We start from the raw sequence: 26183 nt of genomic DNA on the forward strand, positions 1-26183 counted from the left end.
CAATTTTTCTCGTGCTAAAAGAACAGGAGGCGATCTTTGTGTACGTTCCCCGGCAAAATCCTTACATCCATGTGGGATTCTTTCACCAGACCGTATTCAGTATGCAAAAATAGCTGAATTGCATTCACTCATATTCCAGCGGATCGGCAACCCCGGCATCCCGGAAAGCAGCCAGTCGTTCATCGCACGACCCGCATTTCCCGCACGCCTTTTCTCCACCCTTGTAACACGTCCATGTCAGGGAATAATCTACACCGAGAGATAATCCGCGTTTGACGATGTCTCCCTTTGACAGGTGAAGATACGGAGCGGACAGGACCAGGTCGTTCCAGTCACAGAGATGGAACGCGGCAGTCATTGCATCGACAAATGCCGGACGGCAATCCGGGTAGATGGCGTGGTCCCCGGCATGCGCTCCATAGAACAGATGGCCGGCATGAATGCCGATTGCATATGCTGCCGCGAGGCTGAGCAGGACCATATTCCTGTTCGGGACTACCGTCTGCTTCATGGTCTCATCGTCATAATTTCCTTCAGGAACGGCCAGGTCCGATCGGGTAAGGGCAGAGGGTGCGAGATCGTGCAGGACCCTGGCGTCGATGATCTTCTGGGGGATATCCAGGCGTTCGCAGGTTCTTGTTGCATACGCGATCTCCCTCTTATGCCGCTGACCGTAATCGAACGTCACCGCCGTGAGGGCATAGCCCTGTTCGCGGAGGTCGTAGAGCAGGGTGGTGCTGTCCAGTCCTCCTGAAAGAATGATTACCGCATCGTGCTTCATACAGTGTCCCGGGTTATCCAGTACTATGAAGGATTTCATTCTTATTTTTCTTTTGACAGGTTTTTTGTGGATCGCGGGGGCATCTGATAGTGATGAGGGGGGCTGGCGCTCCTGCCGGGGCTCCGCAGTCAAAGGATCCTGTTGAATTCTCCGTCTCCCCAGATTTCACGGTACGTAATTTTTCAGGGATCGGAGATTACCTGATAACCGATCTTGGAAGACGTCCGTCCGTCTCCCCTCAATCCCCGGTGTGATGAAGGAAGATGAGAAGAGCGCTATAATGCTTCCTTCGCTGTTGCGATGATTAATTCCCGGCAGCGTGGCCCGGTTCCGGAATTTGTATATTTTTGATCCGGTATCCGTGGCGTATTCCGGTCATTCATCATCCCGAAAAAATTCCGGGAAATGGGACCGGATACGGTTGCGATCCGGTTCGGGCAGTCGCTCAAGCTGTATATGTTCTTTTCCGAGAATGTATGCTGCGGCCTCGAGCCGCGATTCGAAGGGTACGATCGAGTACCTGCCCGCTGGTTCAGAGGGATAGTGGATATAGTAGATGCCCGTCTCTCCCGGTACTGCGTGTACGAAGATCTCGGTGTCATCGTCGGGCATGCTGCCGGAACCCGGGATGTCCGGAGGGGGGCGGTAGAGCAGCAGGTCTGACCGGGGGTCGGGAGATCCCGGCAGCTCTTTCGTGTTCCTCTCGCCATCCATTGCCATGCGATCGGGTTTCACTCTGCACCTCACACTGATGGTGGGGGGCGGGGACAGATAAACTTATGCACATAATGTGCATTAAACGCTAAATGTGCATCGTTCCCATGAGGAGGTATGCCTGACAAGGAAAATATCGTGAAGTCCCGGCTCCATCACGGTTCCCATTCTCTCGATCTTACCATCCCAGCTGGAGTAGCACAGTCCAGGAAGATCAATCCCGGCGATATCTTCCGGCTCGTGGTGAAAGAGCAGAAGGACTCCCTGGTCCTGGAGTACGAACGGGTGTATTCGACCAGAGGATGAATGTGCCTGAGTACCGGAGCGTATTGCCGGACAATGGCGGGGTCATTTCCGGTGGTAACGGTTGTTCATCGCGATCCGGATCGCGATCGCAAAAAGAAAACAGGTCCGGAATGGGGGGTTGAACGGTATTGTTGGCTGAAAAAGTAAAGTGGATCGTATTGCTGGCTGATGAGTGCGGTCTGGCGCTTCAGCCGGGTGTTGACTGACGGCCTGCGTGGGCCGGTCCCGGCAATTGCCTGAGATAACTACCTGACCGTGATTATAAAAAGGTCAGGGAAAGACCCGGTAAATTTCTTCACGACTTTTTACCCGGTAGAATATGACTGTATTGTCCCCGGTGATCCTGCACCCGATCCGGTATTGTCCCAGGCGAATACGATAATAGTGTTCATACCCTTTCATCCGGCGTATATCAAATCCCGAAAAAATAGTTTCTGCTGCGGGGATCTGGTCAAATACCAGACGCTCAATACGGGACCGGTGACGTGCAGGGATGGCAAAAAGATCCTTTAAGAAAATTTTCTTGTAGCCACAGGCAGGCATTTTAATCCTTTTTCAAAGATTTATAGAATTTTCTGGCTTCATGAACCGAGAGAACCGGATCATCCTCTGCGTCCTCCATGAATTTTCCCAGCCCGTGATCTTCGATAATGGATTCCATCCGGTTGAAGGTTGCAAGGTCAACAATCACTGCCTGCTTCTGGTTCCTGGCATCCGTGATGTATTTCCGGGGTATTGCGGTCATGCCTGTCTCACTTCAATGTATATGTTGGAAAGTATAAATGAGCTTGTTTCGTGGTGGAGACGGCAGAGATCTGACCCTCTCGCGGGGGAACGGGATATTGTTACGCACCGGTATTTCCGCGTGGACTGGAATCTGCTCTGGATCAGTATCCATGAAGAATTACCGGTACTAAAGAATCAGATCCACATTCTTATGAACAGGGAAAAAGGATAATCCGGAACAAAGGAGATCAACGCATGAACCGTTACCGGGGAAAATCCCGTGAACAAAATACCATTGCCCAAATCCAGAGCGAAGGGTACGATGCCCTGGCAGATGCCCTTGGACCGGAGGATGCTGTCCGGTTCATCCGGAGTTTTGATCCCGGGAGAGGCGATTATACCAAAGAGCGGAAGAAAACGTTTGGGAAAAAGACGGCAAAGCAGATCGGCAAGGAGATCCTTGAACTGCAGAAGTCTTTGTGATTAATTTTTCAGAGTCGCTGTTACGATTTCCCGGTAATTCCGGCCAGGTGGAATTATATGCGTTTATAATATCTGTTTTACCTTCATAAGGGTGAAGTAACGGGCGAAAGGTAATACTATTGCTGGAACTGTTTTTTTAAAATCATTGCGGGGACGAACAGATCTTCCGATTACTGAATACATCCGGGCAGCGGACGTTGTACCGGAGAATTCCTGCCGGATTGCATGAAAACCGGGTTCCCTGTTCCAGATACAATTCCAGGCACATTCGATTGAGTCGTGGATAGCCGGTACAGAATAGCCGACCGGTCCCCAGGGAAACGGCGAGGGAATATCTTTCTGCCTCTGCAAAGCCCGGGTTATACAGGTATCCAGCGGAAGCACAAGCCAGATCACCGATACAGGAATGGTGGAGCAAAGAAGGTTCTCCCGGACTTCCCCGACATGGGGACCCATCCCGGAAAATTCCAGGATTCCCGGTGCGGGCCTGCCACATATCTCAAGAAAATGGTCCCAGGCACAATCTTCTCCTTCGACTGTGCTGTTACTATACCGGACCCGGCAGTCATCGATCGATGCGTATGGGAATCCGGTATCCCGTGCCAGGTATTCCGCAAGGGTTGTCTTTCCGGATCCCAGCGTCCCGATCAAGAGGATTTTCCGGGGGCTGGTAAATGAGCCTCTCTGCGTTACAAAATCATGCGGGTCCATGCCGGTTCCTGCTCACCGTTCACCCAGGGTGCCTCTGTGATTTATTCATCGCTGAAATTCCATGCCTACGTGCTGAACAATCCTGTCCTAAGGAGGAATACCGATGCGAATACAACCGGCGTATACTGCCACCCGCCAGGGATGCGGATAACGTTGTACGCATGAGGCCGTGGACCGGCCTGTTACATGAATTCGTCGGGATCGATCCCGGCATCTTTACAGATCTGCTTTAAAATTTTAGGATGCAGGATTTTTCCGGCGTGATCCGGCACGGTTACCCTGATTCCGGCATCGTTCTTGAATATCTTGTGACTCCCGCTCTGTCTGACACAGGTGAATCCCTTTTTTTGCAGCACCGTAATGATCCGGTGGGCCGGGACTCTCGGAAGTTTTTCACTCATACCGAGACGTCCACGGTCGTCAGGTTGATGAGCTGTGCCTGGGGAATTTTCTCCCCGGATTCAATCCGATCATCGAGATGGAGGTGGATAGCGTCTTTGATATTGGCGAGGACTTCCTCATAGGTTTCGCCCTGTGCATAACATCCCTGGAGTTCAGGGCAGAACGCAGTATAGCCATCATCATCTTTTTCGATTACTACGGAAAAACGGAAATTGTGCATCTGATACCTTCCCCTGTGCGTTCACTGCTAACTATATCTTACCGGTCCGGCCCAATAACTTTTTGATTGCCCGGAAGGATTTTTTTGGGCCCGCTGGTTGTCGTTCACCCGGGTCCGGCCCTGGCAGGTTCTCCTCCGGGTTCAGGCAGACGTTGCCCCGTCTTTGTGTTTATTCATCGCTGAACCAGAATGCCCACACGCTGAACGATCCAATCCCGAGAAGAAATACCGCTACAAACACGACCGGCGTATAACGCCACCCGTCGCATACCCGGAGTACGGCATAGAGCATGAGGCCGAGGACTGGCCCGGCAATGCAGGCACCGGTAAGGCGTTTTTTAGTAAAATCCGGGATGTTCAAAAGGTCCGGCAAATGGTATCACTTTCTATAATCATTTTTTTACGTTATGTAATTTCTCGCGTGTTCATCTACCGTTCCCGGAAAAATCTACCGGTGACTGGTGATATTTTCCGGAACGGCCGCGAGTGCCATGTCAGAATATTGGTTTACAGCCGGGGGTGGCCACTCGGGATTTTTATTTTAGGTCCGGGAGTTGACGAAGATGGTTCACCAGTGCACCAAAGAATATGTTGGGGGGTAAGGCGGATAAAATTTACTACGTATTTAATATGTATTTACTACGTAAATTCATCACATAATTTTCCCTATTGTCACTAGATGTTTGACCTGGTGAGTTTTGTTGGCCGGGGGAGAGTAAGGAAAAAAGTACTCAAAGCTCTCATCAAGCTTAATTCTCCTACAGAACTTGCCAAAGAACTGGATATCGAACGCTCAACAATTAGCCGGGCAATTAATGAACTTACAGAAAAAGGACTCGTGGAATGCCTGACGCCGGATGAGCGGATGGGCCGGTATTACCGGACAACTGATCTCGGGAAGAAGATTCTTGCAATTATTGAGGGGAAAGAGGAGTGAGTTTTCCTGAGGATTTGACGTTCAATGGGGCTCCGCCCCAGCCGCGTGGGCTTGGCCCACGATTTGGGGTGTCAATCGTACCATTTGAAAATGACTATTTGGCCTTCCGTTCTGCTATATCCTGACCGTTGGGATGGATAAAATAAAATTTTATGAGATGAGATTGGTAGATAGGAGTTGGATCTTCGGATTCATCACAGTGTGAGAGAAAATGTCTGAAAACAAGAAACAACACTATGTTCCCCAATTTTATCTAAAAAATTTTTCACAAGATAAGAAAAGACTTTTCATCTACCATTTAGCATCTGAAAAATCGAATCCCGGTCCGATCAGTTCAACCTGCCAAGAAAAATATTTTTATGGGAATGATGGCGAATTTGAAAAAGTTCTTTCCGAAATGGAAACATCGCAAGCAAAAGTCATTAAAAAAATCCTAAAAAATGGGAGTGTCAAAGGGTTATCATCGAAGGAATTTTCTAATTTGTTAATTTTTATTATGCTCCAACTTACGCGAACAAGAGACGCAAAAAATAGTGCAGAGAATATATACGATTTTTTCGCAGAGAATTTTATCTTACCGATGATTAAGGGTCATGAAAAATTAAAAAAATATCCCCCAGAATTGCTCGAATTATTGGATGTGGCCAAGAATCCAGAATTTTATAAAACTCTATTGGTAATCGCATGCAAAAATGCAGAAGGAATATCAGACTTGAAACCTTTTCTTCTCATCAACAAAACGTCAAAACCTTTCATCGCTAGTGATTCTCCGATAGTATTGAACAACATTATCAAACTAGGTAATCTGAGTATGATTGGTTTTCTCTCTCCAGGTTTACAAATTATTTGTCCGTTGTGTGACACAATTGCTCTATTATTGGTTGATGCAGAACCGTATAAGATTCAATCAAACCCAGATTCCACTATCTATATTTCGGTTGAATCTGATGTTGATAACTTAAATTTTTTACAAGTTCTCAATTGTTTTGAAGTCGTTTTTTCTCAGAGAGCAGAAGATGAGAAATATATCAATAAAATTCATGATGAATGTAAGACATTAAAAATTACAAAAGCAGTTAAAGGGAAAGAAGTCTGTAAAATCTCCAAGCCAAATGTGAAACAAAGTACGGTCACACATGTTCAGCAGGAGGGAATGAATTATAGCATGCGTTTCTCTTTCTTGAAATTGGATCATGAAAAATTTTGCAAATTCAAGGCACGATTTGAAAAATTATCAAAAGAATCTGACGCGGTTATTCCTTGTAGGAATGAGAAATATGCCCAAAAAGTCAATGATAAGCATAAGAACCTATTCAAAAAGGCAAAAGATTCCGAAGAACCGAAATAACATTATTTTTTTATCTTAGATTTTTTTAGTTTTGTAAAAGATAAACTTTCTTTTCAAGCGGGGAACACGATTGTATCATCGTCAGAATATTCCTGAATTGCAGCTTTATCGCGTAAATATTCCTCAAAAAATGTCTTAGCATTCTGTACCGAAAATTGGACGTTGAACTGGTCTTTCATAACTTCCTGATCCTTCTCGCCATACACCTTTGCATCAATATCTATTGTTTCCGCAATCCGTTTGATATCCGCGACAAAATCTAGCACGACAACTTTTTCTTTTCCTTCTGATAGTCTCAGCCCTCTCCCAAGTTGTTGGAGGAAAATTATCCGGCTATGGGTTACCCGAAGGAAAATTATCAAGTCGACTTCTGGGACATCAATCCCTTCATTCAACATGTTCATGGAAGTAAGGATTTGGATTTTCCCTCTCCTGAATTCCCGGAGCCTTCTTTCGGATTCGCGGAAATCAAGATCGCTATGGAGGCATCTTGCCGAAAAATTGTACTCCCGTAAAACAGTCTCCATTTTCTTCGCGTGACTGATGCTCGCACAATAGATGATCGCACGTTTTGGTGATAATTCAGCCCACAATTTCTGTATTTGTTCGATTACTTTCTCGTCTCTTTCCGGCAAGAAAAGCCGCTTATTCAAATCCTTGATGGAGTATTTTTTCTTAGATTTTCCTTGGATGAAATTCCAATCAAGGTTGTCGCATAATAACCGGTAATCGACTTTGGAGAGGTACCCGTTTTGGAGAGCTTTGACGATGTCGATAACACAATTATTGCATGGGTTCCCGAAGACATCGTATAGTTCTTTCTCATCTGTTCTCCAAGGGGTTGCTGTCATGCCGAGCAAGAATTTCTTGTTTAATTTTTCAATCACTTCCAAGTAAGTATCCGAGGGTGCGTGATGCGCCTCATCGACGATCACAACTTCGTAATCCCCTTCAAAATTATCCCGTATGATTGCATTTCGCATCGTCTGGAATGTTGATAGGGTGATCCCGTCGTCGTAAGCCGGCTTTTCGCCACTATCCCAAATGTGTGTACTAACCTCCTTCGGGAGATGTTTCCAGAGAGCTCTTTCGAATTGGCTTAAGAGTGCTTTTTGGTTTGCTAATATTAGGATCCGGGCATTTGGCTTATCGTGCAACACCCTCTTTATGAATGTACCCGCGACAAAAGTTTTCCCTAAACCCGTCGCGAGGATAACCATCGTCTTAGTTGTTCCCCGATGGTACACCCCCCACAGCGAATCGATAACCTGAACTTGGTAAGGATATGGGGTATATTCTACATCAGGAATTCTTGGTAATTGGGAATAAAAAGAAAAAAGTGAATTTCCCTCAAGTTTTTCTATTGAATATCCGGTCTTATTCAATTCCTGAATGTAGTCATTGGCTGTCGATGAAAGCCGGGTATTGGTTGCAAGGTAACCCTTATTGATTGAGTAAAAATCCATCGCAGTTTTCAATTCGGTGACTGCACCTTTATTGACAAGCGTAGAGCTTTCTTTCTTGAACTTTACCTGAATGACAAAATCTTCGTTTTCATCGGAAACGATTATGTCTGCGCCATGATCTCCTGATCCCCCAACAAGAGCGACATGAGGCCATCCGATGTGTTGGTATAATCTCGCGACCGCTCTCTCAAGAGCTTGCCATGGACCTTTTTCAATCCGGTATGAAGACAAAAAACCCGTATCACCCATTTCACTCACGGTACCGTTCGAGCAATCGCAAGCTGTAAGCTCCCCGTTGGAGACGGAACTCAATATCGTCCGCCATTATTTCAGGATCGTAATCCTTGGCTTCGTGGTTTAGCCAAATTATGTCACTGATGAAGCCTGAAAACGTCCGCTTGATCTCATCTTGTAACTCCGGTGTTACTAGGGAACTGTACGGCCGGTTCCAGAATCCCCCGTCAAGGAAAATTCCAGGTGAATGGTTAAAAATGTTCAGTATTTCCTCGTCGGGAGCGTATGAAATATATTTACTTGTCTTCACTAGTTTCTTGACTTCTATTTCGCCTTTTCCCATTTTAGAAAGGAAATTTTTCCGGATCAGGTCCATTGTTCGGTCATCGATCAGCTCTTCCATTATTGTGAAATTTTTTGAAGCAATGAATTTTTTCAAGCTTATGATCATGTCGCTTGCTTTCCCACCAAGATCTCGTGGTGAAAGTCGTTTTTCTGGGGAATATTTTTTCTTGAGGTAATAGAAAATCTTGGAAGTTGGCCAGTCCTTCGGATCGTCTTTCCTTTGGTTCAGGACTTGTGCCAATTCTATGAGTACCAAGTCCATTGGCTCAAGGTTATACGTTTTGAATATGGGATGGTTCGGATCGAAATATGCTACAAATTTTTGGGTTGAATTCTTCTCGATTTTTAATGGGCTACCTTCGATTGAGCCATGAGTAATCTTATTGGCCGCTAAAGAAATTGGGACCTCGCCAAGTTCATCGATTTTGTACTCTTGGGATAGGAAAATATCCGGCTCAAATTTGAGGTCGCTCTTCGATGATATCGAATCACTTTGTGATTGTGTGCCTGTCCCGTTTTCATGGACACCTTCTGGTTGGGTTTGCGAAAGAGGTTGTTGGCTGGTTTTTGGTTTCTTACCTGCTGGGATTGCCAATGTAGGTTCTTGGCCTCCGGATGTCCGTTTATTCATCTCGGCGTACTCAACCGCTTCCCACCATTTCGTATCATCTTGGTATTCAGGATCCCCCTGTTCAAATTTCTCCACCCACTGCCTGATGGTAGAGTCATTCCATCCTTTGACTTTCCGGTCTGCCTCATTCCATTTACCGGGGACAAGCCAATATTTTCCTGGATCCTTTCCTGATCTGAAACCTTTGAACATTATTCCCATTGGGCTCTTATTTTCACCATATCCCATTTTCTTAGATATTTCTGGCCTTAGTGGGCCATCACCCCGAATATATCGTTCGAGTACCTTCCACCGCTTGTCTTTTTTCTCGAATGAATCTTTAGTATAAGTGACCGGGACAAAATCGATATCGAGCTCCCCGACAATGCGCCCACCCCAGAATGTTGTGTCGATAGGGTACTCTAACTCCTTATCTTCAGTCTGGGGATTTATCCAGCTAAAAAATTCTTTTGATTCCGGTTCGATAACTCTACCATTGCGGATCAGGTCAACACCAAATCCTTCCATATCGAAATAACGCAAAACTCCTAACCAGCCAGTGACTTTTCTCTCTTTCACTACGACGCCATTCGATTCGCCGCATTGGGGACAAACAACTTTCGGGAGATCTTTTTGCGCTGAAACGGTGTCGATCCAATCCCAGCAATTCTTACAGTAATACTGCTCGCCAAATTTCTTGTCGATCGGCATCCAGGCATGAATGATCTCATCATTCTCGCGTTCGACGTACCTGTTCTTTCCCCAGATGCAATGACCCCAGCTGGCCAAGGGATCTTCATCGATAATGATATTGATCTTGCCTTTTTGGAGAATGGGACTATATGTCCTTGATAACCGCTTCTTGATGATTTTCTGTTTCCTAATTGTTTTAACACGATCGGCAAGGTTTGTTATTGTTACAATGGTTCCAGAATCGTTCTTATTTTTCTTATTAATTGCATAAAGCGACCGGGAATAACTACCAGATTTTTCCATTTCGTTGAAATCGATAGTGACCGCTGTCCATTTCTTATCACCCATACGGGTTGTCATGACATTGGTTCTCCTACCGAGTCGGGCGGTTGCAATATTAAAACCCATGCCAAACAAACCTAGCTTAGAAAGGGGATCGTTCCCGGAGTACCCCGCCTTCAGGGCATTTTGGAGTTGTTTCGGTGTCATTCCCGGTCCGTTATCACGGATTTTTATTGAGACCTCGGGATCGTTTTCGAATTGGGTGGAACTTGGGAGTGTGATCCAAATATTCCCACCCCCGGTCTCTTCGAGGGCATCAATTGAGTTATCTATTAACTCGGCAAGGCATTGCCAAGTATCAAACTCAATTTGCCCGAGCATCCGCAGGACTCGTGGATTCGGGGTGAGGTCAATTTCCCCGATCTTTTGTTTGCCGTTTTCAAGTTCCCCCATTTTCCACTCCAAAAATTATTAAGTTATTGTTATAGGAAATGGGACGATTAATCTTTCTTAACTACCACTGAAGACAAGTGAAGGATTATAGGGTTTCGGTTGAAATATTCCGGTATTCCTATTGATACTCCTAATAATGGTTGACATATTCACTCCAGAGAAGCGTAGCAAGATCATGGCCTCGATAAAGGGGAAGGATACCAAGATCGAGCTCATGCTTCGAAAGGCACTTTGGAATGAAGGTATCCGAGGTTATCGCCTCAATGTTAAGCTTCCGGGTAAGCCGGATATTGTTTTTCCGAAATGTAAAATTGCAATTTTTTGCGATGGTGATTTTTGGCATGGTAAGGATTTTGATGAATTGAAGAATCGGTTGAATCCGTACTGGATAGAGAAAATCCAAAAAAATATTGAACGTGACGAGAAAAATGATACTCGCCTATTAAAAGAAGAATGGATCGTTTTACATTTTTGGGAAAGTGATATCCAAAAAAATTTGGAGGGATGCATTTCCAAAATCCAAAGAACAATACAATTACAAGAATAACGCGGTGAAAACTTATTCTTTTGGAGTTTCAAGACTCCGAATGAATTTCGTTAGTTCATCAATTTGCAATGCTACAGTGTCAATTTTGTTGAGTAAATCTCTCAAGTCTGATCTATTAAATGGGCAGGGTTCGCCTGATGATATGAGTACTGTAGGGTTAGTTGGATCAATCTTACAATGGGCTAATTTATTCCTTAAATCAGCCACCTGCATCAATTTACCTACCATTCCAGAAAATTTTGGATCTGTTTTAATATCATATTTGTCTAGGATTTTTGCCAAGACTTTCTTTTTCCCTTCTAATGGGAGATATGATCCTTCTAATACATAATCGTGGAAATCATCCCTGAGAACCACTTGGATTTTGAAATACTCAGCGAAAAATTCATTCAATTTTAATTCAAGATCTATGACTTTGGAAATGACGAATCCGCGCAAGAAAATAATATTTTGACTCCGTCTAATATTTTTATCAATAATTAATTTCAATCTTTCAGCTACATCTTTTCCTTCCATAAATTCGATGAAGCCAAAACGACTGACTTGTTTCAAGAGTTCTACATCATTAGAAATTTCAGGAACGACAGAATAGAGAAGAATATCGATGAGTTTTTCCTTTTTACGAACTAGTTTAATTACATCAATTCCCGTAAATCCCTCAAAAATATTATAGTCTGTAACAATAATTTCAATATTAGGATTTTGCTGGACGAATTCTTCTACCTTATCACCATATTCATCGTAAAGAAGGATTAAATTGTAACCTAATTCTTTGAGATGTTGCCTAATATCATCAATTTGGTCATCAACTACTGATTCTTTATCTTCCACCCACACAATTGTAAAATCGTCGGTCATCTAAAAATTACCTCAAAACATGCCCCTATTTCCATCCTCGGAATATTATTCCCAATAAATCTAATTTCACCTTTGTTCTGGCCAATAAGTTTATTGACATAAAATAATCCGAGGCCCGATCCATTCGTCGTTGTATATCCTCTGTCAAATATGTGTTTTAGTTTTGTGTCGGGGATACCGCTCCCGTTGTCAGAAATAAAAATATGCAGTTCGTCGTTTTGTATTTCATACTTGATTCGTATCCATGATGCCCCAGCTTTTCTCGAATTGTCAACCAAATTTTCGAAAATTATTGAAATTTCCAGCGGTTTAAACTTATATGGAAAAATAAGGCTCTCATTTTCATATTTTATCTTTAAATCCTGTTTATTTCCAAGTAGAATCCGATCAAGATACTCTTTTGTGAATTGGACTAGATCACGTTTAATAGATTCAACTTTGGTATCGAACGATGCCAAACTGACATAACTTGATAATACCCGGATTTTATCATTTTCAATTTTGATATCATCAACTAAAGGTATCATCTCACTTGAGTCCTTTCCCTCTTTGATAAGCTGATTAAGTCTTTTAAGAATTCTCTCAATAGTAAAAGTTGTAATTTTTATTGTATGATTCAAGCTCATCAAGACATCTTTGTCTGCAGATACTGCTTGATCGAGAAAAAGTGAGGTCTTTTTGGTCGCCTCTAGATCTTCTACAATCTCAGCTTTTTCCTCCTCTAAAATTTTTATTCCAATGCGAGCTGCTTTCAATTGGCTTTCAATATATTTTCTTGCAGGTGTAGATTTTACGTGAACTTTCAGGGATTCAATGTTTTTCATTACTTCTGAAAGTTTTTCAACTTGTTTCTCCTTCGCAATCTGGAAAAGGTTAGGGTTTATTTCCAAATCTTTTTCGGGATCATTGACCATACCCACGAGTTTATTGATAAGTTTTAAGCTGTCCTCTTTAATTTCTTCCGGTGTTTTCGCATCGGAATCCCACTCTATGCCTTCGACGACATATCTTTCCAGTCTCCTAAGCACTTTTTTATGGAAAAAATCGTTCAGCTGGTTAAAGGCATCTGTCTTGATGACTCCTCCATCTCTGCTTGATACTTCTTTGAACCCGGGCTGGTAACCGTTAACCTCGATGCGTCCCATTAATTCCCGATTCGAAAGATATCTTTTATATCCTTGCCCTTTCCTCCCTTCGAGCCCTAACCAATCATCACCCTCATCCCCGTATGGGTGAACCCTGAATCGGTTTTTATACAAGAAAATTGAGCCATACCGGAAGGGTTGTAATCCCATTAACCTCGAGAATGCTTGTTTTGCTTCTTTATTTAGAAAAAAAATCTTAATATTGATATTTTTTAGAAGTCGATAATCATTTTTCTCTTCGAGACTGAAGATGAATTCATTTTTATCATGAATTTTCGTGACAATTTTCTCACCCGTCTCATCTACTTGACAACTAATTTGGGTCGTTTTTATTCCAAGTTTTTCAAAAACAATATTTTTTATTATTCCATTAATGACTTTGATATCCCATTCTTTATCCCTTTTCTTTGAGTCTTCAATGTTTTTCTTATCGTCTTCAATGAATTCTTTAGCTTCTAGAGAAATCTCAATCTCGGCTATTTCACCAATTTCTGAAGGATTTATTAATCTCTGGAGGTACCGCTTTAAATTTAATAATTTTTTATCATCCCAGTTATCATTCAGCGATGAGATAATTAGAATCGTACCGTTATTAAAATCCTCTTGGATATTGTAATCTTTGATTATGGTTCTACTGACTTTTTCATAATTCACCTTTATTGTGTGGAATTCTTTTTTTGGGTCTTCCTCAAATTTTTTCCAATTTAAATGAATTTGGTGATATTCTTTTTCCCCTTCTGTTTTCGTTAATAAAATGAGTTCGCTTCCCAAACGATCGCAAGAAAATCGGCCGATGCCTTTTTGGCCCGCAAATATCCGATTCCCAATAATTTTTTCACGATAATTTGGATTTTCCAGATCTAATGATTTTTCAAAATCTTTTTTATCAGAGTAACCGACGAAAAGCCATTTATTGAGCAAGTCGTCATACGACATCCCTGAACCGTCGTCAATAACAAGAATTCTAGATTCATTTAATTTATTTTCATCCTTAATGTTCTCGAAAATTATTCTTACTTTTTTTGCATTTGCATCATATGAATTTTTGACAAGCTCGAATATCGCCATTAAGTCGTTGGTTATCAGTTCACGTCCGATGATATTCTTTAAACCAGAGCTGATTTTGAAATCCAGTTCCCGATCCATTATCTCATCGCCTTTAATACTCTTCCAGCTTGTTCAACGAACAAAGGTGGTATGGCATTGCCAACCTGAGTGTACCGAGGAACCTCAGAAGTTCTTAATTTTCCCCCAGTTGTGTATTTATCCTTGAATTCAAACCAGTCATTGAATGATTGGAGACGGGCAAATTCCCTGACCGTAAGGACCCTCGGCTCTGAATAATGGATATAGTCGTCAGTTAACGTTGTAAGAGTCGGGCTAGGTTGGCCCGGGTCCATAATTGTGATACTTTGTTTCAATAGGTTGAGATTCTCTTTTGCAAGGTTACCTATGTTCTTATTCCGAGGATACGTATCCAAATAATGTTGGAATCGCTCCATTGTATCATTCCTGTGGTTGACAAACCTGTGGCTATCAGGATCTTTCCGGTAGTCCCCTTTCATCACTTCTTGGTATTTGCCAATCGTTGGCCCATACAGGCCGGCCTTAAAACTTTTTGTATCCGGTGATATTTTCTCACCGTGATGCCGTTCAAGGTCGGATATCGCCTCTTTTGCAGTGACGGTTTGGGGCAATCCCTTATTCTTAAGGAATGATTCCTTGTTTTCCTTGAGTTTCCTAAAGAAGATACTCGCGTCCTTAACAGGGATACTCGCGTCCCCTCTCAATACCCCAACGAGAATAAACCGTTGCCGTCTCTGGGGTACCCCGTATTCAGAGAAATTGATTATCTCACTTTTTACGTTATAACCCATGGAATCAAGTTCAGCCTTGACAAATTCCGAGAATATTTTCCCATGGGATGATTTTTTCACGAATTTTGATGTAAACCCACGTACATTCTCGAAGAAAATCATTTTAGGCTTAACGATTTTCACGAATTCAAGGTATGAGTTAACCAGCTGGTTGCGATGATCTTGCTCATCCCGCTTTCCCGCAAATGAGAAACCTTGGCAAGGTGGCCCTCCTGCAATGAGATCAACTTTCCCTTCCAATGCTTGGAGATCCGCCCGGTGATCCTTAAGGACATCATTAATATCGTATGCTTTTTCCTCTAGCCAACTTGGCCAGTGGAAATGCTTCTTATTATCAATCAAGTTATGTTTGAGGGTTGCAAATGCCATGGGGTTTTTCTCTATTGCGAAGAGGCCATTCCAACCTGCATTATATAACCCCAGGGAGAGCCCGCCACACCCTGAAAATAAATCGATATAATTTAACTTCGGGCTATGAGCCATGATACAAATTTTCCTTTTATACCTATATTATATGTTTGGAGTGCGCGGGGTGAACGTATGTCAAGGGGTTAGCCCACGCGGCACCTGAGCGTCACTCCCTCCTCTTCCCCCGCCACAGCTGGAAGACCGAGATTCCCCCGGTAACCAGAAGCGCACCAATGAACACAAACCACCCTTTCCCCACCGCACAATCATACTCCGGCCCCATCGCAAAGATCTCCCCGCACCGGAATAAGATGGTAAAGACAATCACGAGGATCAGGGCAACCGACATGAACAGGCAGACCCAGTACCCGTACTTATGCAGGAATCCCTGACGGTCTCCGCTCACAGTAACAGGGAATAGAATCCGGTGCATGATAGATTGTTCCGTTCATGGGGGTTAGCCCACGCGAAGGTAGCGACATCCAGACACGATGGTTCGTACATAGTATCTAATCCCCAACAGTTATTTTCACAACCGCACCCATCCTCGATTTGAGACCTTACTTCAGATTACCCAGACACTGTCTGGGCATTCTGCGACACCCATTACGGGGAGAATTCCCATTCCGTAGAAAATTCCTATTCCAGAGAGAACGCCTATTCGGCAGACTCTGTCTGTACAATCTCACTTCCCCGCCACCTCCCCGGTCTCCGCATTCCCGCACGCCTTCCCGGCCTCCTGCCCGAAACAGCGTTTGAAGATATTCATCCCCGCCGGGCAGAGCGTGTACCGGACTGCCCTCCCGTTTTTTGTGGTGGTGATAATCCCGTCGCCGGACAACCGCTTCGTGTGCCAGGAGATCGATGGGCCGGCAATGCCCATGATCCCAGCGATATCCTTCCGGGAGACTTCCGGGGATGTGGTGAGGATCTCGAGGATCCTGCGCGTCGTCGGGTCCTGGAGGTGCAAAAACACCCTCTTTTCCAGTTCGCTGTACCGGCCGTTGTTCTCAAAATACCGTACGGACCTGCCGGTGCCAAAGGAAATGATCCTCCTCTTCGCCCCGAGGATGAGGAGATGGTACTTCAGGGGTCCTTCCTTTACGCCGGTCAGCCGTTCCAGCGCAGTGAACTTCACGCCCGGGTTTGCATTTATACAATCGAAGATTTTCTGGCGTTTCTCGTTATACCGGACGGCATACTGCTCAACCTTCCGGTACCCGAGGAACGTGAGCAGCTTCAGGAAGAAGATAATGTCCAGGGGATATACCAGGATCGGGCAGAAGGAGAGGGCGATGGCGATCGCCATTTCCCGCAGCGTGAGATCCCAGAAGGATATCAGCACGGGATCATGGGAGATCCCTCCGAGCTCTGCAGGAGTGACCGGTGTAATGGAACAACTGCCAAGGCCAGTAACCGCGACAGGGATCATGCCCATAAAAATGAAGATCAATAGTGCGGCTGACCGCACTAAACCGGCTCTCATCAATTTATCTTTCTCACGCAAGTTAATTAGATCTATGATTTTGTTTTAATACGTAACAAAATTATAACTCTGGGATCCCAGCACCGTCTCCCCATAAACTTTGAATTTCCACGTTCCCGGAGAAAGCCCACCGGTCTGGGATGCCATCAGCGTGATCCTCCCGTTCGTTGTCCCATCCGAAAGGTCATTGTAAGGACCATACGTAGCGTCGGGAGACAGGATCGTGAGGGTGAGTGAATCCGGTGCATATCCCCAGTTCAGGTCCATGGTCAGGGATGACGTTCCCGAAGTGACTACTGTTGAATACCAGTCAGTCTGTCCCTGTGTGATCGTACCAACGGTCCTGGGAGATGCAGTACCGGGCAGGTTCAGATCTCCCGCCGGGGTAATTGAAAACCCGGCGCTGTTGTCAACATTCTGTGCAGAAACTCCCGGTACGAGCATGATGGCGCAGACCAGGATTGCCAAGCTGATTCCGGATACTTTCATCGTATACCGGTGAGCGGGTTTTGGTATCCGGCTCTTAACTCTTCTAACGCAATTGTCTACCGGTCAGGAATCCGGTAGATGGCCGCGTTAGAATCGTTATATCTCCCTTTTTGAAATCCCAGAAACGTGGGCAGCCGGGGGTTGTCCCACAAATGAAAGGACGGGCTCGCTTACGTGACGAACTTTGCCGGGCCCGGTCCCGCCCGCAGGGATGATCCGGATTCCTTTTGCACACCTATGAAATTCCGGATCATGCCTCCCGGGCGAAGTATGAATGGAGGAAAAACCATGAAACCAATGAAACTTGGCGTCATCCTGCTGGCGTTCCTGCTGGCAGCGATGGCTATGGTGCCGCTCGCCAGTGCTGAAAGCAGCGATCATGGCGTAACTACGAAATACCTGTCCCCGGAAGAAGGGGCAAAATTTACCGGGGCCGATCCTTTAAACGACATCGGGGTTGGCGGTATGCTGAAAACAAAGACCGCTGTCGTCTCCGGTTCTGCAGCATTTGCAACAACTGAAGCGCCTCAATGGAGTGCTTACACAGATCTCTGGAGAAACTGGTGGTCTGCAAGTCCCGTGTACTGTGATGCATATTCCCGTTCAAGGACCAGTTCAGGTTCAGCATATGATATCGACAAAATCGCCCTGCGGGAACGTGTCTGGAGGGATGGTTCACTCTACAATGACCAGACTCAGACGAATTATAATTCCGCTGATGCACAGGTGAATTATCAGTACTCATCTGTATACACCGGCGGAACATGGACCGCACAATCCGATCATACCTTTGAACTTTCAGGATATTCGTCCTGGTATCCGGTTACAACCGATACCTTAACTTAACTTATTTTTTAATAACAGGTGTGGACACATGAAAAAAAATGAATTTTTAATCTCTCTGGCATTTTTTAGTTTATGTATCATTATTGTGACTGTCGGTATTATGAGCATCCCACCTGCGGAAAACTCCCCCCTGTGGGTGATGATGTTGAATTCTTCCGGGAATAATACAACTTATTCGACAGCATATAACGAGAATCAGGTATCGGAAAGTTTCGGTGTTGGTATTTTTCCGGGTCCGGTAAAACAAAATAAAACTACCCAGACGGCGTTAAGGACAATTGCGTCAAATGAGTCATTTGAAGGTTATCTCTGGGTAAACAACCAGATGACAACGGGTAATGATTTTCTCATTTTCGGACTCCTGGATTACCAGCAGATACCGTTTGAATTCAATAATTCAGGTACACATGTTCACCACGTAATTCACATGGCTCCATTCGAGGAATCGTTTTATCACTTCAGGATCCCGCCAATGAATGACGGGAGCCATGATTTTGAACTGTTCCTGGTCATGAAGCCGGATGTGCACTCCCTGAATAATTCATTCAGGCTCAGCACAGACCAGGCACTTCTCGGGAGCCGGCGGGTGAATATTATTGCGGGAAACACTACGGGATTTTCCGCGCCCCACAGGAAAAATTACGAAGGCCCGACACAATCCTGCGGTTCCGATTATGTTCTCAATGACGGGTTGCTTCTCACAACAAAGCCCTGCGACACCAAGGCGTTACTTTCGGCGAATGTGACCCCGAATGAGATATATGATTATTCCATCAATATCGCAGCGGATGATAAATACCCGGTCTCTGTCGCGGTTATCCCCCTCCTTGATTATTACCAGGTCCCCCTTGCAAATAATATGAAAGAGAATGTGGCATTTTTTGATCTCGGTGCCGGAAAAAAATTAGCGGTTCCTGCAAATGTCCTTATCCCTCAGGATGAAGGTGTTCATGAACTCATGCTACTCTGGATTCCACAACCGTACATTTCTCTTGATGAGGATTCCCGGAGCGTAAAACAATACCATCAATGGGCAACATCTGAACCAAGTATCCGGGTAGGCCTTGATGTGAGATCTGATCATCTGCAAACCCCTCCGGATACTCAATCGTCAGCCAGCGTTGAACGTGCTGATGCAGTTGCGATTGCCTTGAATGACCGTGACGTTCAGGATTACCTCAGGAATGGTTATACCATCGGAAATGTCGGGCCACTTTGCTATGAACGTTCCTTGAGTGATCGAAAGATCTACAAATCGTGTTTCACCGGAGTTGAGTTTAATACCCCTGACGTTTTTCTCATCGTGTATGTCGACCTGAAAAAAGGTGAAGTGAATGAAACATCTGCAATGTACAATCGTAATCCCGTTGTTCCGGTGAACTCTTCAGTCACTCCCCGGTAATATCATTTTTTTGCCCTGGGGAAATCATCGGTAACTCTCTGGCGCTCTTGGGGACTGCGCCAATCCTGTCTTTGCCCTCGCCGCTACTTTCCATCTCTCATTTTTCCCGTTCGATCCTCCCGTCCCGTAGACGGTTGCGTTAGAATCGTTATAACCCCCGTAATAAAATCCAAAACCGTGGACAGCCGGGGGTTGTCCCACAAAAGAAAGGCCGGGCTCGCTTACGTGACGAACTTTGCCGGGCCCGGTCCCGCCCAAGAGGCATGACCCGGATTCCTTTTGCACACACCCATGAAATTCCGGATCATGCATCCCGGGCGAAGTATGAATGGAGGAAAAAACCATGAAACCAATAAAACCTGGCGTCATCCTGCTGGCGTTCCTGCTGGCAGCGATGGCTATGGTGCCGATGGTTACAGCAGCAGATAATCAAAAACCCGCTTTGGATGCTGCAACCATAATCGGGAGCAATGACGTGTCTTCCGGAACGGCGCTGCAGTCAGCTGTGGGGGCGATGAATGATTTCATCAGCAGGAATGCACTCGACGAGAACTGGAATGGTGCTGCGATCAATCCGGAACCTGAGATCATATATGATGCTAATGGCAGGCAGTTGTTCTATCTCTTCACCGTAGAAAAAAACGGGAAACGAATCGGGGAGATCAAAGCAGCTGCCAATAAAGTGGTCGGCGGTTCCATCGTGACAATCGGCACGGGAGCAGAACCGGTCGACATGGCGGCCATTGAAATGCAGGCCGCAACGATCATCGGCCGGGATTATAAGGATGCAACCATCGACTCGATCAGCCTGGTATGCTATAATTACCCGCAGATCGGGGCATCGGTCGCATTCACCACACCGGATTCCGGAAAACAAACGATTGTCATAGATGCCTATGATTATTCAGTCGTACCGGAATCTGATCAGGTATCGTTTTACAATGGAATTACTTCGTCGGACGTTGCAGGCCGCATTGACCGCTACAATGCCGATCAGGACTATTTCAAGGCTGAGAATTACGCAATCGCATCTCCGATGGCAACTGTTACGAAGACAATCAGCGGTTTCTCTCTGTACCCTCAACAGGGCGCAAACTGGTGTGCTTTTGCAACAGCACAGATGATCTCAGCGTACTACGGTTATTCACGGACACAATCAGGTATTGCCTCGACAATGGGGGTAAATCCGGATGACGGTGCATCAATAGAACTTACACGATCGAACTATTATGTTGTCCCGACAGCAAGCGGTGGTCTTGGAAAAACCGGAACCGCGATCAGCTACATCAACATGTTCACGTATACCGATCTCGTCAACGAGATTGCGGTTAACCGTCCCATTCACACAGACCGGTACGAGTCATTATCCTACCATGCCCGGGCAATCACCGGGTACTCTTACACAACGACTGCACCGGTTTCGCAATACCTGTACATCTATGATCCGTGGCCAACCACATCAGGTGCGGTCTACTGGGAAAACTGGAATGTTTTCTCGGGAGCGCCAAATCCGGTCCACGCAATTCTTTATGTGAGGAACTAATATTCCGGGATAACCATGATAACCAGGAAAATTTCCGGAATATTCCTTTTTTTGATCTTTTTTATTGCAGTCTGTTCACCGCTGGCAGCTGCGCAGTCACCTGAATCGTTCCGGGCCGTGGGAGTTACCCTGCTGCCATTTACCGGTCCCGGTGAAAATACTTCATATGCCCTTCACGTTGCAGATAATGGGCAGCTGGTAACCCTTAACAGCCGGAACGGGCCGGGTTTGTTCGCCTTTGACAGCAACGGATCATTCCTCTGGAGCAAGACACTTTCTGCCGAACAACAGCCGTGGATTTCGTCAGTGAGTATTGCACCTGGTGCGCAGGATCTCATCGTCACCCAGCTGGTCCCCGCCTGCTGCCATGGCAGCGTAACCAATACATCTTCCAATAAGGTTATTCTCATCGACAGGACCGGTACGGAAGCCTGGGAATACCCGACCATGAACCCACCCCTCTCCTCCGGTATTTCCTCAAGCGGCCAGGATTTTTTTATCGGGACAGATGACGGTCGCATACTCAGCCTGGACCATAATGGGACTGTTCGCTGGACTACTCCGATGGAAGCGCCCGTGACTTCCTTTGCAATCTCCCGCGACGGTAACACCATCGTCGCCACCGGTGAGAGCAATTATTACTATCACAACCTGTATGACGAGCCGCTGAATCCTGCGGATATGTTTGTCCTTGACCGGAACGGCACCCTGCTCTGGGACTACCAGACCGGTGGCCTGAATGCGGCTGCCGTGAGTGACGACGGGTCGGTAATCGCCGTTATTGAAGAGCGTTCCGGCAACGTGCTGGTATTTAACCGGTCGGGTAGCAGGGTTGCGGTTAGATCGCTTGGCGGGGTATCTTCGGCACTTGCCCTGTCACATGACGGAAACCTTATCATTGCGGAAACGCAGGGAGGTACCGTTTACGGCCTTGATCGAACCGGCACTACCCTCTGGACGATAACCGCAGACTCCGGTTCCCGGGGAATCGCGATCTCCGGTGATGATAACAATATTATTATCGGGAATGGACGGTCTGTTGCCCTGTTTGACTGCCGGGGGAACCAGATCGGGGATTACCTGACCGATGGACAAATACTGGTGGTCGAACCGGCCCGGGATTTTAGGATGGTCGTTGCCGGGACAGATCGCAGCCTCGTCTTCCTCTCTCAGAACAAACCTGTGGAGGAGGCAGAAATGTCGGCAGGTACGCCGGTTATAACAATTCCGGTAAATGCCACCGTTCCGCAAACGTCGATGAAAGCACCAGTAGATCCGGTCATCACCATTCTTGCGCTGGCGGGGAATGCACTCGGGATGATAATTTTCCGGAAAAAGTGAAAACCATACCGTTTTTTTGTGACCCCTCATCAGAAAAAACAGATAATTCTGGCAGCAGTTTTTTGCTGTTGTCTTGCAGGTATCGTCATCGTCATCTTTCCGATAGCTTTTCATCCCATCGGCGGTCCGGTCCCGGTCGAAATATGGACACTGGGTTACCTGAATTCGGACGACCGTATTTCTGATGACGGGATCCACAGGACGGTGTTCCGGAAAACCGGTAACGTGATGAGCGGCAAACCTCCCCTCTTCCCGGACCTTTCCCCGCATACGAGTTCTGTATTCCAAACGCGGGAAGGTTCGAACGACCTATCCTGACAATTGTCTGGTATTTCACCGACCGGGAAACCTTTCTTGACAGAAAGGGCGTTCTTGATTCCTTTTACCTGGAGCGTTATGGCAACGTGTCAATAACAAATCTTACCTTTACTATGATGAGCCGGGAAATTCAGGAAATCCCCGGCACTGAACCGCCATCATAAACGTAACCGGCTTAGAAAATAATGTCACGGCGGGATATTTCACGACAATACAATACCCGGAGAGTAAAAGCCCTGATTTCTTTATTCTGTATTACGGTACCGTGAAGTCGGGGAACCTCAGCCAACAAGTGCCGTACCTGAGCTCATGAAGCCGTTTTTTGATCCGGAGAGTATTGAACGGATCACCCTCCCGGTCTGAACGTAGTCACTGAAGGGAAATGCAATCGCATTTTCAAAAAAACAGAGAGTCATGTTCACCACAGAATGGATTGATTTCATCCCCTCTTGATCCCCCGTCCGGTAGACCCCCGCGTTAGAATCGTTATATTCCCCGTAATAAAATCCCAGAAACGTGGACAGCCGGGGGTTGTTCCACAAATGTAAGGACGGGCTCGCTTACGTGACGAACTTTGCCAGGCCCGGTCCCGCCCGCAGGGGATGATCCGGATTCCTTTTGCACACCTATGAAATTCCGGATCATGCCTCCCGGGTGAAGTATGAATGGAGGAAAAACCATGAAACCAATGAAACTTGGCGTCATCCTGCTGGCGTTCCTGCTGGCAGCGATGGCGATAACACCGGTGGTGAGTGCCGGCGGATGCCAGGACAACAGTGCCGTGACAAGCGGCAATGCTGAAGTCATTCACCCCGGGGAGAGCATTAATCTCTTTGATGAATTCGGTCTCCGGAAGCCGGCAGAACAGGACACAAATGTGCCGTTCAGGACTTATGCTGAGTCCAAAGAGAGCGCCGACAGGATTTTATCCGCACTGGAAATCCCGGCGGGATCCGGTTCTGTTATCGGAACATATGATCTCGGGAACTACCAGGTCATGCTCATCGGCCGGGAGGATACCATCCTCGAAGCCGTGTACGATGGGAAGACCGTGGGGACCAATGCTCTTGTCCCCAGGTTGCTGGGAGAAAAGAAGGAGTCCGGCACTCCCGAAAAAATAGTAACCGACAGCACGGTCGGGAGTGACTATACCCTCACTACGGAAACTGTAACCCAGTTGTATTCCGTTACCCTGCAACTGCCTGATGAGGACCTGACCCGTTTATCTCCAGGAGCCGTCCTGACGACATACATTGTGAAAAAAAGCCGTACTGATGTGTACAGGTCCGGGCTCGTGGACATTGCCAGTCTCCATACGGAAGGCTGGTTCTACGTAAACTACGGCAGCAGTATCTCTTCAATCGGTGATTACAGTACCTACTGGGTAACATCCCTCCCCTTCTGGCAGGCATGCGAATACAGTACGCAAAACCTGGGAATCGGATCCACATCCGCCCAGCATAAGACACACCTGAAATTCGGCGCACCGTACGTCCGCGACACGATGGATATGTGGGTCAGCTGCGATGCATGGCTGAATGCCAATGACGGAGGATTCACGAATTCCTGGTCCTCGGGCAACGGGGACGCATGTTCTTAATAATATTAAACCTATTTTTTTATGTGAGGAAAAATGGAACAGAATTACCAGATCCTTTTACTTGTTATAGGTATAGCGTTTGTACTCTACGCATTCCTGACCTTGCAGTTCCTGTTGGGAATCGTTACTGCTGTTATCATAATCATTGCAATCCTGATCATCCCCTCAGTTAAACGATGGATCGAAACACACTGAACCACGGATAATTTCAAAGAATGCTCCCCGAAGTACCCAACATACTGGTAACAGACCATGTCCCCGGAAGCCCTGACCCCTCAAAAATCTCTCAATATTTATTCATCGCTGTTGATCACCGCCTCAATTGCCATCCTCTGGCTGGTTCCGGCATTCGCTTCGGGGGGGCACGACGGACCCCTTGGCACTGGTGTAATGGGTGGTGTCTCCATCATTGCACTCACGTCTACCATCATTGCCCCGATGTTATACGGATGGTATTCACCCGATCGAACCGGTGCGGTGCTCATCGGAGTTTTACCATTCCTCCTGGTGACCGGAATCTCAAGGATAATCTCCGGTAACCGTCCGCCCGGTACGGATTACCTGATCTATTCGGTGTTTTATATCGTATTATTGAGCCTGGCTGGCGGCCTGGAAGGTTATTTTGCTTCAAAGAAATCTGTAGGATCTCTCTCGATCTCGTTGCTTCTTGCACTCGCGTGGACGGGAATTTTTTTCAGCGGAATTCGTTGAGGAGAAAAATCATGGTCGCTAAAATAACCTGGAATGGGAACCTGTCCCGGGCTGGACGGGGAGTGATCCTCCTCGTGCTGGTCATCGGGGGAATTATCGCAGGAGTGTACCTTTCAGGGATGTACTCTGCAAGCCCTCTACGCGATCCGGACCCTGGTACTGCAGTTCCGTGCAGCACCAATACCGCATCCGGCCCTGATTACTGTATTATCATGGAATACGGTGAGACACGAGCGGCACGTGCAAACCTGATTCCCCTGGTGGAGAAGGATTTCCGCGCCTTCCCGGAATTTACGCGGTGGATGAACTGCTCAACTGGCTCAGTCTCCTGGTACAATGATGCCCGGACCGTTGGCGATTTCATCGATTGCGGGGGCCGGTTCCATGCATTCCTGAATCTTTCCTGCCGGAATCTTTCTGAAGAAGAATGTGCATCAGCCCCGAAGAAATCCCCCGATCTTTTCGTGCATGACGGCCGGTATTATTTCGTGTCCTGCCTTCCGGGATTCGGGATGTCAGGGCACCCCGGGTCACCTGTAAACAGTTCTTCCTCATGCCTGTGAAGGTCTTCCTCGCTATCAGTTCACATGGCATGCGCTTCCATTGAGGATTGTTTTGACACCATTCTTCCCGGCAGGTATCCCCTCCAGTAGACAGCCGCGTTAGAACCGTTATATATCGCGTGACGAAACCCCCAGTCGTGGACAGCCGGGGGTTGTCCCGAAAAGAAATGATGGGTTCATGAAGAGACGAACTTCGCTGGACCCGGTCTGCCTGATGCATGTGATAATTATCGTAAATTTTTATGAAAAATTTTCCCGTGCACGGGCTGATAACAAGGGAAGTGTTAGCATAGAATCAACATACAAAAAGCAAAACGGAACTGACGGTATCCGGCAGG

The 26183-nt window shown here is 46.3% G+C and carries 29 protein-coding genes; 13 read left to right on the forward strand and 16 right to left on the reverse strand.

Features of this window, described 5'->3' with window-relative positions; genetic code table 11:
- Positions 1–124: 124 nt before the first annotated feature.
- Entirely contained in the window at positions 125–781 is a 657-nt protein-coding gene (gene queC, locus LUQ43_RS01535) for a 7-cyano-7-deazaguanine synthase QueC (RefSeq protein WP_299963057.1), read from the reverse strand.
- 375 nt (positions 782–1156) lie between these two features.
- Positions 1157–1516 (reverse strand): hypothetical protein, encoded by a 360-nt coding sequence (locus LUQ43_RS01540; RefSeq protein ID WP_299963059.1) that lies wholly within the window; start codon positions 1514–1516, stop codon positions 1157–1159.
- Positions 1517–1612: 96 nt separating this feature from the next.
- Here LUQ43_RS01540 and LUQ43_RS01545 point away from each other — a divergent pair, with 96 nt between their 5' ends.
- Positions 1613–1801: a hypothetical protein gene (locus tag LUQ43_RS01545; protein WP_299963061.1), complete on the forward strand. Its 189-nt coding sequence runs from the start codon at positions 1613–1615 to the stop codon at positions 1799–1801.
- 270 nt (positions 1802–2071) lie between these two features.
- Here the strand turns inward: LUQ43_RS01545 and LUQ43_RS01550 are convergent, their stop codons facing one another.
- The gene (locus LUQ43_RS01550; protein WP_299963063.1) at positions 2072–2344 is read right to left on the reverse strand and encodes a type II toxin-antitoxin system RelE/ParE family toxin; all 273 of its coding nucleotides are present in this window, start codon (positions 2342–2344) and stop codon (positions 2072–2074) included.
- Between the two features lies 1 nt (position 2345).
- Positions 2346–2546 carry a hypothetical protein gene (locus tag LUQ43_RS01555; RefSeq protein ID WP_299963065.1) on the reverse strand — a complete coding sequence of 67 codons (201 nt, stop codon included), beginning with the start codon at positions 2544–2546 and terminating at the stop codon, positions 2346–2348.
- Between the two features lie 21 nt (positions 2547–2567).
- On the opposite strand from LUQ43_RS01555, the gene LUQ43_RS13355 reads away from it, so the two are divergent.
- Both LUQ43_RS13355 and LUQ43_RS01560 read left to right on the forward strand, forming a co-directional pair.
- Positions 2568–2759, forward strand: coding sequence for a HepT-like ribonuclease domain-containing protein (locus LUQ43_RS13355; RefSeq protein ID WP_363318470.1), 192 nt, complete (start codon positions 2568–2570; stop codon positions 2757–2759).
- A 23-nt stretch (positions 2760–2782) separates the two neighbouring features.
- Positions 2783–3010 carry a hypothetical protein gene (locus LUQ43_RS01560; RefSeq protein WP_299963067.1) on the forward strand — a complete coding sequence of 76 codons (228 nt, stop codon included), beginning with the start codon at positions 2783–2785 and terminating at the stop codon, positions 3008–3010.
- 63 nt (positions 3011–3073) lie between these two features.
- On the opposite strand, the gene LUQ43_RS01565 is transcribed toward LUQ43_RS01560, so the two are convergent.
- The 4 genes from LUQ43_RS01565 to LUQ43_RS01575 form a co-directional block, all read right to left on the reverse strand.
- Positions 3074–3721, reverse strand: coding sequence for an AAA family ATPase (locus tag LUQ43_RS01565; protein WP_299963069.1), 648 nt, complete (start codon positions 3719–3721; stop codon positions 3074–3076).
- Positions 3722–3903: 182 nt separating this feature from the next.
- Positions 3904–4122, reverse strand: coding sequence for a type II toxin-antitoxin system HicA family toxin (locus tag LUQ43_RS13360; RefSeq protein ID WP_363318467.1), 219 nt, complete (start codon positions 4120–4122; stop codon positions 3904–3906).
- A complete protein-coding gene (locus LUQ43_RS01570; RefSeq protein ID WP_299963071.1) occupies positions 4119–4343 on the reverse strand; it encodes a type II toxin-antitoxin system HicB family antitoxin in 225 nt (74 codons plus the stop codon). Before LUQ43_RS01570 ends, LUQ43_RS13360 begins: the two co-directional genes overlap by 4 nt.
- Positions 4344–4512: 169 nt before the next feature.
- The gene (locus LUQ43_RS01575) at positions 4513–4704 is read right to left on the reverse strand and encodes a hypothetical protein (protein ID WP_299963073.1); all 192 of its coding nucleotides are present in this window, start codon (positions 4702–4704) and stop codon (positions 4513–4515) included.
- A 318-nt stretch (positions 4705–5022) separates the two neighbouring features.
- Between LUQ43_RS01575 and LUQ43_RS01580 the strand changes: the two genes are divergently transcribed.
- Positions 5023–5280, forward strand: a complete 258-nt coding sequence (locus tag LUQ43_RS01580; RefSeq protein ID WP_299963075.1) for a MarR family transcriptional regulator — start codon at positions 5023–5025, stop codon at positions 5278–5280.
- Between the two features lie 211 nt (positions 5281–5491).
- Complete coding sequence (locus LUQ43_RS01585; protein WP_299963077.1) at positions 5492–6628, forward strand: DUF4238 domain-containing protein; 1137 nt, start codon at positions 5492–5494, stop codon at positions 6626–6628.
- Positions 6629–6681: 53 nt separating this feature from the next.
- Here LUQ43_RS01585 and LUQ43_RS01590 read toward each other — a convergent pair whose 3' ends face one another.
- Together LUQ43_RS01590 and LUQ43_RS01595 are read right to left on the reverse strand one after the other, a co-directional pair.
- The gene (locus LUQ43_RS01590) at positions 6682–8343 is read right to left on the reverse strand and encodes a DEAD/DEAH box helicase family protein (RefSeq protein ID WP_299963078.1); all 1662 of its coding nucleotides are present in this window, start codon (positions 8341–8343) and stop codon (positions 6682–6684) included.
- A 1-nt stretch (position 8344) separates the two neighbouring features.
- Positions 8345–10711, reverse strand: a complete 2367-nt coding sequence (locus LUQ43_RS01595; RefSeq protein ID WP_299963079.1) for an ATP-binding protein — start codon at positions 10709–10711, stop codon at positions 8345–8347.
- A gap of 136 nt (positions 10712–10847) precedes the next feature.
- Between LUQ43_RS01595 and LUQ43_RS01600 the strand changes: the two genes are divergently transcribed.
- Positions 10848–11258, forward strand: coding sequence for a very short patch repair endonuclease (locus LUQ43_RS01600; RefSeq protein WP_299963080.1), 411 nt, complete (start codon positions 10848–10850; stop codon positions 11256–11258).
- Positions 11259–11270: 12 nt separating this feature from the next.
- On the opposite strand, the gene LUQ43_RS01605 is transcribed toward LUQ43_RS01600, so the two are convergent.
- The 6 genes from LUQ43_RS01605 to LUQ43_RS01630 all read right to left on the reverse strand — a co-directional run bounded on the left by LUQ43_RS01605 (position 11271) and on the right by LUQ43_RS01630 (position 17500).
- Positions 11271–12116, reverse strand: coding sequence for a hypothetical protein (locus LUQ43_RS01605; RefSeq protein ID WP_299963081.1), 846 nt, complete (start codon positions 12114–12116; stop codon positions 11271–11273).
- Positions 12113–14407, reverse strand: coding sequence for an ATP-binding protein (locus tag LUQ43_RS01610; protein ID WP_299963082.1), 2295 nt, complete (start codon positions 14405–14407; stop codon positions 12113–12115). The genes LUQ43_RS01605 and LUQ43_RS01610 overlap by 4 nt, the downstream gene beginning before the upstream one ends.
- Positions 14407–15621 (reverse strand): DNA cytosine methyltransferase, encoded by a 1215-nt coding sequence (locus LUQ43_RS01615; protein ID WP_299963083.1) that lies wholly within the window; start codon positions 15619–15621, stop codon positions 14407–14409. The genes LUQ43_RS01610 and LUQ43_RS01615 overlap by 1 nt, the downstream gene beginning before the upstream one ends.
- 91 nt (positions 15622–15712) lie before the next feature.
- Positions 15713–15952 (reverse strand): hypothetical protein, encoded by a 240-nt coding sequence (locus tag LUQ43_RS01620; RefSeq protein WP_299963084.1) that lies wholly within the window; start codon positions 15950–15952, stop codon positions 15713–15715.
- Positions 15953–16231: 279 nt separating this feature from the next.
- A complete protein-coding gene (locus tag LUQ43_RS01625) occupies positions 16232–16978 on the reverse strand; it encodes a winged helix-turn-helix transcriptional regulator (RefSeq protein ID WP_299963085.1) in 747 nt (248 codons plus the stop codon).
- Between the two features lie 99 nt (positions 16979–17077).
- Complete coding sequence (locus LUQ43_RS01630) at positions 17078–17500, reverse strand: pre-peptidase C-terminal domain-containing protein (RefSeq protein WP_299963086.1); 423 nt, start codon at positions 17498–17500, stop codon at positions 17078–17080.
- Positions 17501–17809: 309 nt separating this feature from the next.
- Here LUQ43_RS01630 and LUQ43_RS01635 point away from each other — a divergent pair, with 309 nt between their 5' ends.
- From LUQ43_RS01635 to LUQ43_RS01665, 7 genes are all read left to right on the forward strand, one after another.
- Entirely contained in the window at positions 17810–18367 is a 558-nt protein-coding gene (locus tag LUQ43_RS01635; protein ID WP_299963088.1) for a hypothetical protein, read from the forward strand.
- A 28-nt stretch (positions 18368–18395) separates the two neighbouring features.
- Positions 18396–19769 (forward strand): hypothetical protein, encoded by a 1374-nt coding sequence (locus LUQ43_RS01640; protein WP_299963090.1) that lies wholly within the window; start codon positions 18396–18398, stop codon positions 19767–19769.
- A gap of 343 nt (positions 19770–20112) precedes the next feature.
- On the forward strand, positions 20113–21312 hold the full coding sequence (locus LUQ43_RS01645) for a C39 family peptidase (RefSeq protein ID WP_299963092.1): 1200 nt from the start codon (positions 20113–20115) through the stop codon (positions 21310–21312).
- Positions 21313–21327: 15 nt separating this feature from the next.
- The gene (locus tag LUQ43_RS01650) at positions 21328–22653 is read left to right on the forward strand and encodes a PQQ-binding-like beta-propeller repeat protein (protein WP_299963093.1); all 1326 of its coding nucleotides are present in this window, start codon (positions 21328–21330) and stop codon (positions 22651–22653) included.
- A gap of 997 nt (positions 22654–23650) precedes the next feature.
- Positions 23651–24571, forward strand: a complete 921-nt coding sequence (locus tag LUQ43_RS01655) for a hypothetical protein (RefSeq protein ID WP_299963095.1) — start codon at positions 23651–23653, stop codon at positions 24569–24571.
- Positions 24572–24823: 252 nt separating this feature from the next.
- On the forward strand, positions 24824–25282 hold the full coding sequence (locus LUQ43_RS01660; protein ID WP_299963097.1) for a hypothetical protein: 459 nt from the start codon (positions 24824–24826) through the stop codon (positions 25280–25282).
- 11 nt (positions 25283–25293) lie between these two features.
- Complete coding sequence (locus LUQ43_RS01665) at positions 25294–25845, forward strand: hypothetical protein (RefSeq protein WP_299963100.1); 552 nt, start codon at positions 25294–25296, stop codon at positions 25843–25845.
- Positions 25846–26183 lie beyond the last annotated feature (338 nt).

The sequence above is a fragment of the Methanoregula sp. genome (assembly GCF_028679125.1).
Taxonomy (GTDB): Archaea; Halobacteriota; Methanomicrobia; order Methanomicrobiales; family Methanospirillaceae; genus Methanoregula.

Coding starts and splice junctions, on each gene's coding strand:
- LUQ43_RS01625 (WP_299963085.1), bottom strand. CDS start 16,978: ATGATCCCTGTCGCGGTTACTGGCCTTGGCAGTTGTTCCATTACACCG.
- LUQ43_RS01615 (WP_299963083.1), bottom strand. CDS start 15,621: ATGGCTCATAGCCCGAAGTTAAATTATATCGATTTATTTTCAGGGTGT.
- LUQ43_RS01610 (WP_299963082.1), bottom strand. CDS start 14,407: ATGGATCGGGAACTGGATTTCAAAATCAGCTCTGGTTTAAAGAATATC.
- queC (WP_299963057.1), bottom strand. CDS start 781: ATGAAGCACGATGCGGTAATCATTCTTTCAGGAGGACTGGACAGCACC.
- LUQ43_RS01600 (WP_299963080.1), top strand. CDS start 10,848: ATGGTTGACATATTCACTCCAGAGAAGCGTAGCAAGATCATGGCCTCG.
- LUQ43_RS13355 (WP_363318470.1), top strand. CDS start 2,568: ATGTTGGAAAGTATAAATGAGCTTGTTTCGTGGTGGAGACGGCAGAGA.
- LUQ43_RS01650 (WP_299963093.1), top strand. CDS start 21,328: ATGATAACCAGGAAAATTTCCGGAATATTCCTTTTTTTGATCTTTTTT.
- LUQ43_RS01545 (WP_299963061.1), top strand. CDS start 1,613: ATGCCTGACAAGGAAAATATCGTGAAGTCCCGGCTCCATCACGGTTCC.
- LUQ43_RS13360 (WP_363318467.1), bottom strand. CDS start 4,122: ATGAGTGAAAAACTTCCGAGAGTCCCGGCCCACCGGATCATTACGGTG.
- LUQ43_RS01645 (WP_299963092.1), top strand. CDS start 20,113: ATGAAACCAATAAAACCTGGCGTCATCCTGCTGGCGTTCCTGCTGGCA.
- LUQ43_RS01560 (WP_299963067.1), top strand. CDS start 2,783: ATGAACCGTTACCGGGGAAAATCCCGTGAACAAAATACCATTGCCCAA.
- LUQ43_RS01585 (WP_299963077.1), top strand. CDS start 5,492: ATGTCTGAAAACAAGAAACAACACTATGTTCCCCAATTTTATCTAAAA.
- LUQ43_RS01655 (WP_299963095.1), top strand. CDS start 23,651: ATGAAACCAATGAAACTTGGCGTCATCCTGCTGGCGTTCCTGCTGGCA.
- LUQ43_RS01570 (WP_299963071.1), bottom strand. CDS start 4,343: ATGCACAATTTCCGTTTTTCCGTAGTAATCGAAAAAGATGATGATGGC.
- LUQ43_RS01660 (WP_299963097.1), top strand. CDS start 24,824: ATGTCCCCGGAAGCCCTGACCCCTCAAAAATCTCTCAATATTTATTCA.
- LUQ43_RS01595 (WP_299963079.1), bottom strand. CDS start 10,711: ATGGGGGAACTTGAAAACGGCAAACAAAAGATCGGGGAAATTGACCTC.
- LUQ43_RS01555 (WP_299963065.1), bottom strand. CDS start 2,546: ATGACCGCAATACCCCGGAAATACATCACGGATGCCAGGAACCAGAAG.
- LUQ43_RS01550 (WP_299963063.1), bottom strand. CDS start 2,344: ATGCCTGCCTGTGGCTACAAGAAAATTTTCTTAAAGGATCTTTTTGCC.
- LUQ43_RS01580 (WP_299963075.1), top strand. CDS start 5,023: ATGTTTGACCTGGTGAGTTTTGTTGGCCGGGGGAGAGTAAGGAAAAAA.
- LUQ43_RS01605 (WP_299963081.1), bottom strand. CDS start 12,116: ATGACCGACGATTTTACAATTGTGTGGGTGGAAGATAAAGAATCAGTA.
- LUQ43_RS01565 (WP_299963069.1), bottom strand. CDS start 3,721: ATGGACCCGCATGATTTTGTAACGCAGAGAGGCTCATTTACCAGCCCC.
- LUQ43_RS01640 (WP_299963090.1), top strand. CDS start 18,396: ATGAAAAAAAATGAATTTTTAATCTCTCTGGCATTTTTTAGTTTATGT.
- LUQ43_RS01665 (WP_299963100.1), top strand. CDS start 25,294: ATGGTCGCTAAAATAACCTGGAATGGGAACCTGTCCCGGGCTGGACGG.
- LUQ43_RS01590 (WP_299963078.1), bottom strand. CDS start 8,343: ATGGGTGATACGGGTTTTTTGTCTTCATACCGGATTGAAAAAGGTCCA.
- LUQ43_RS01635 (WP_299963088.1), top strand. CDS start 17,810: ATGAAACCAATGAAACTTGGCGTCATCCTGCTGGCGTTCCTGCTGGCA.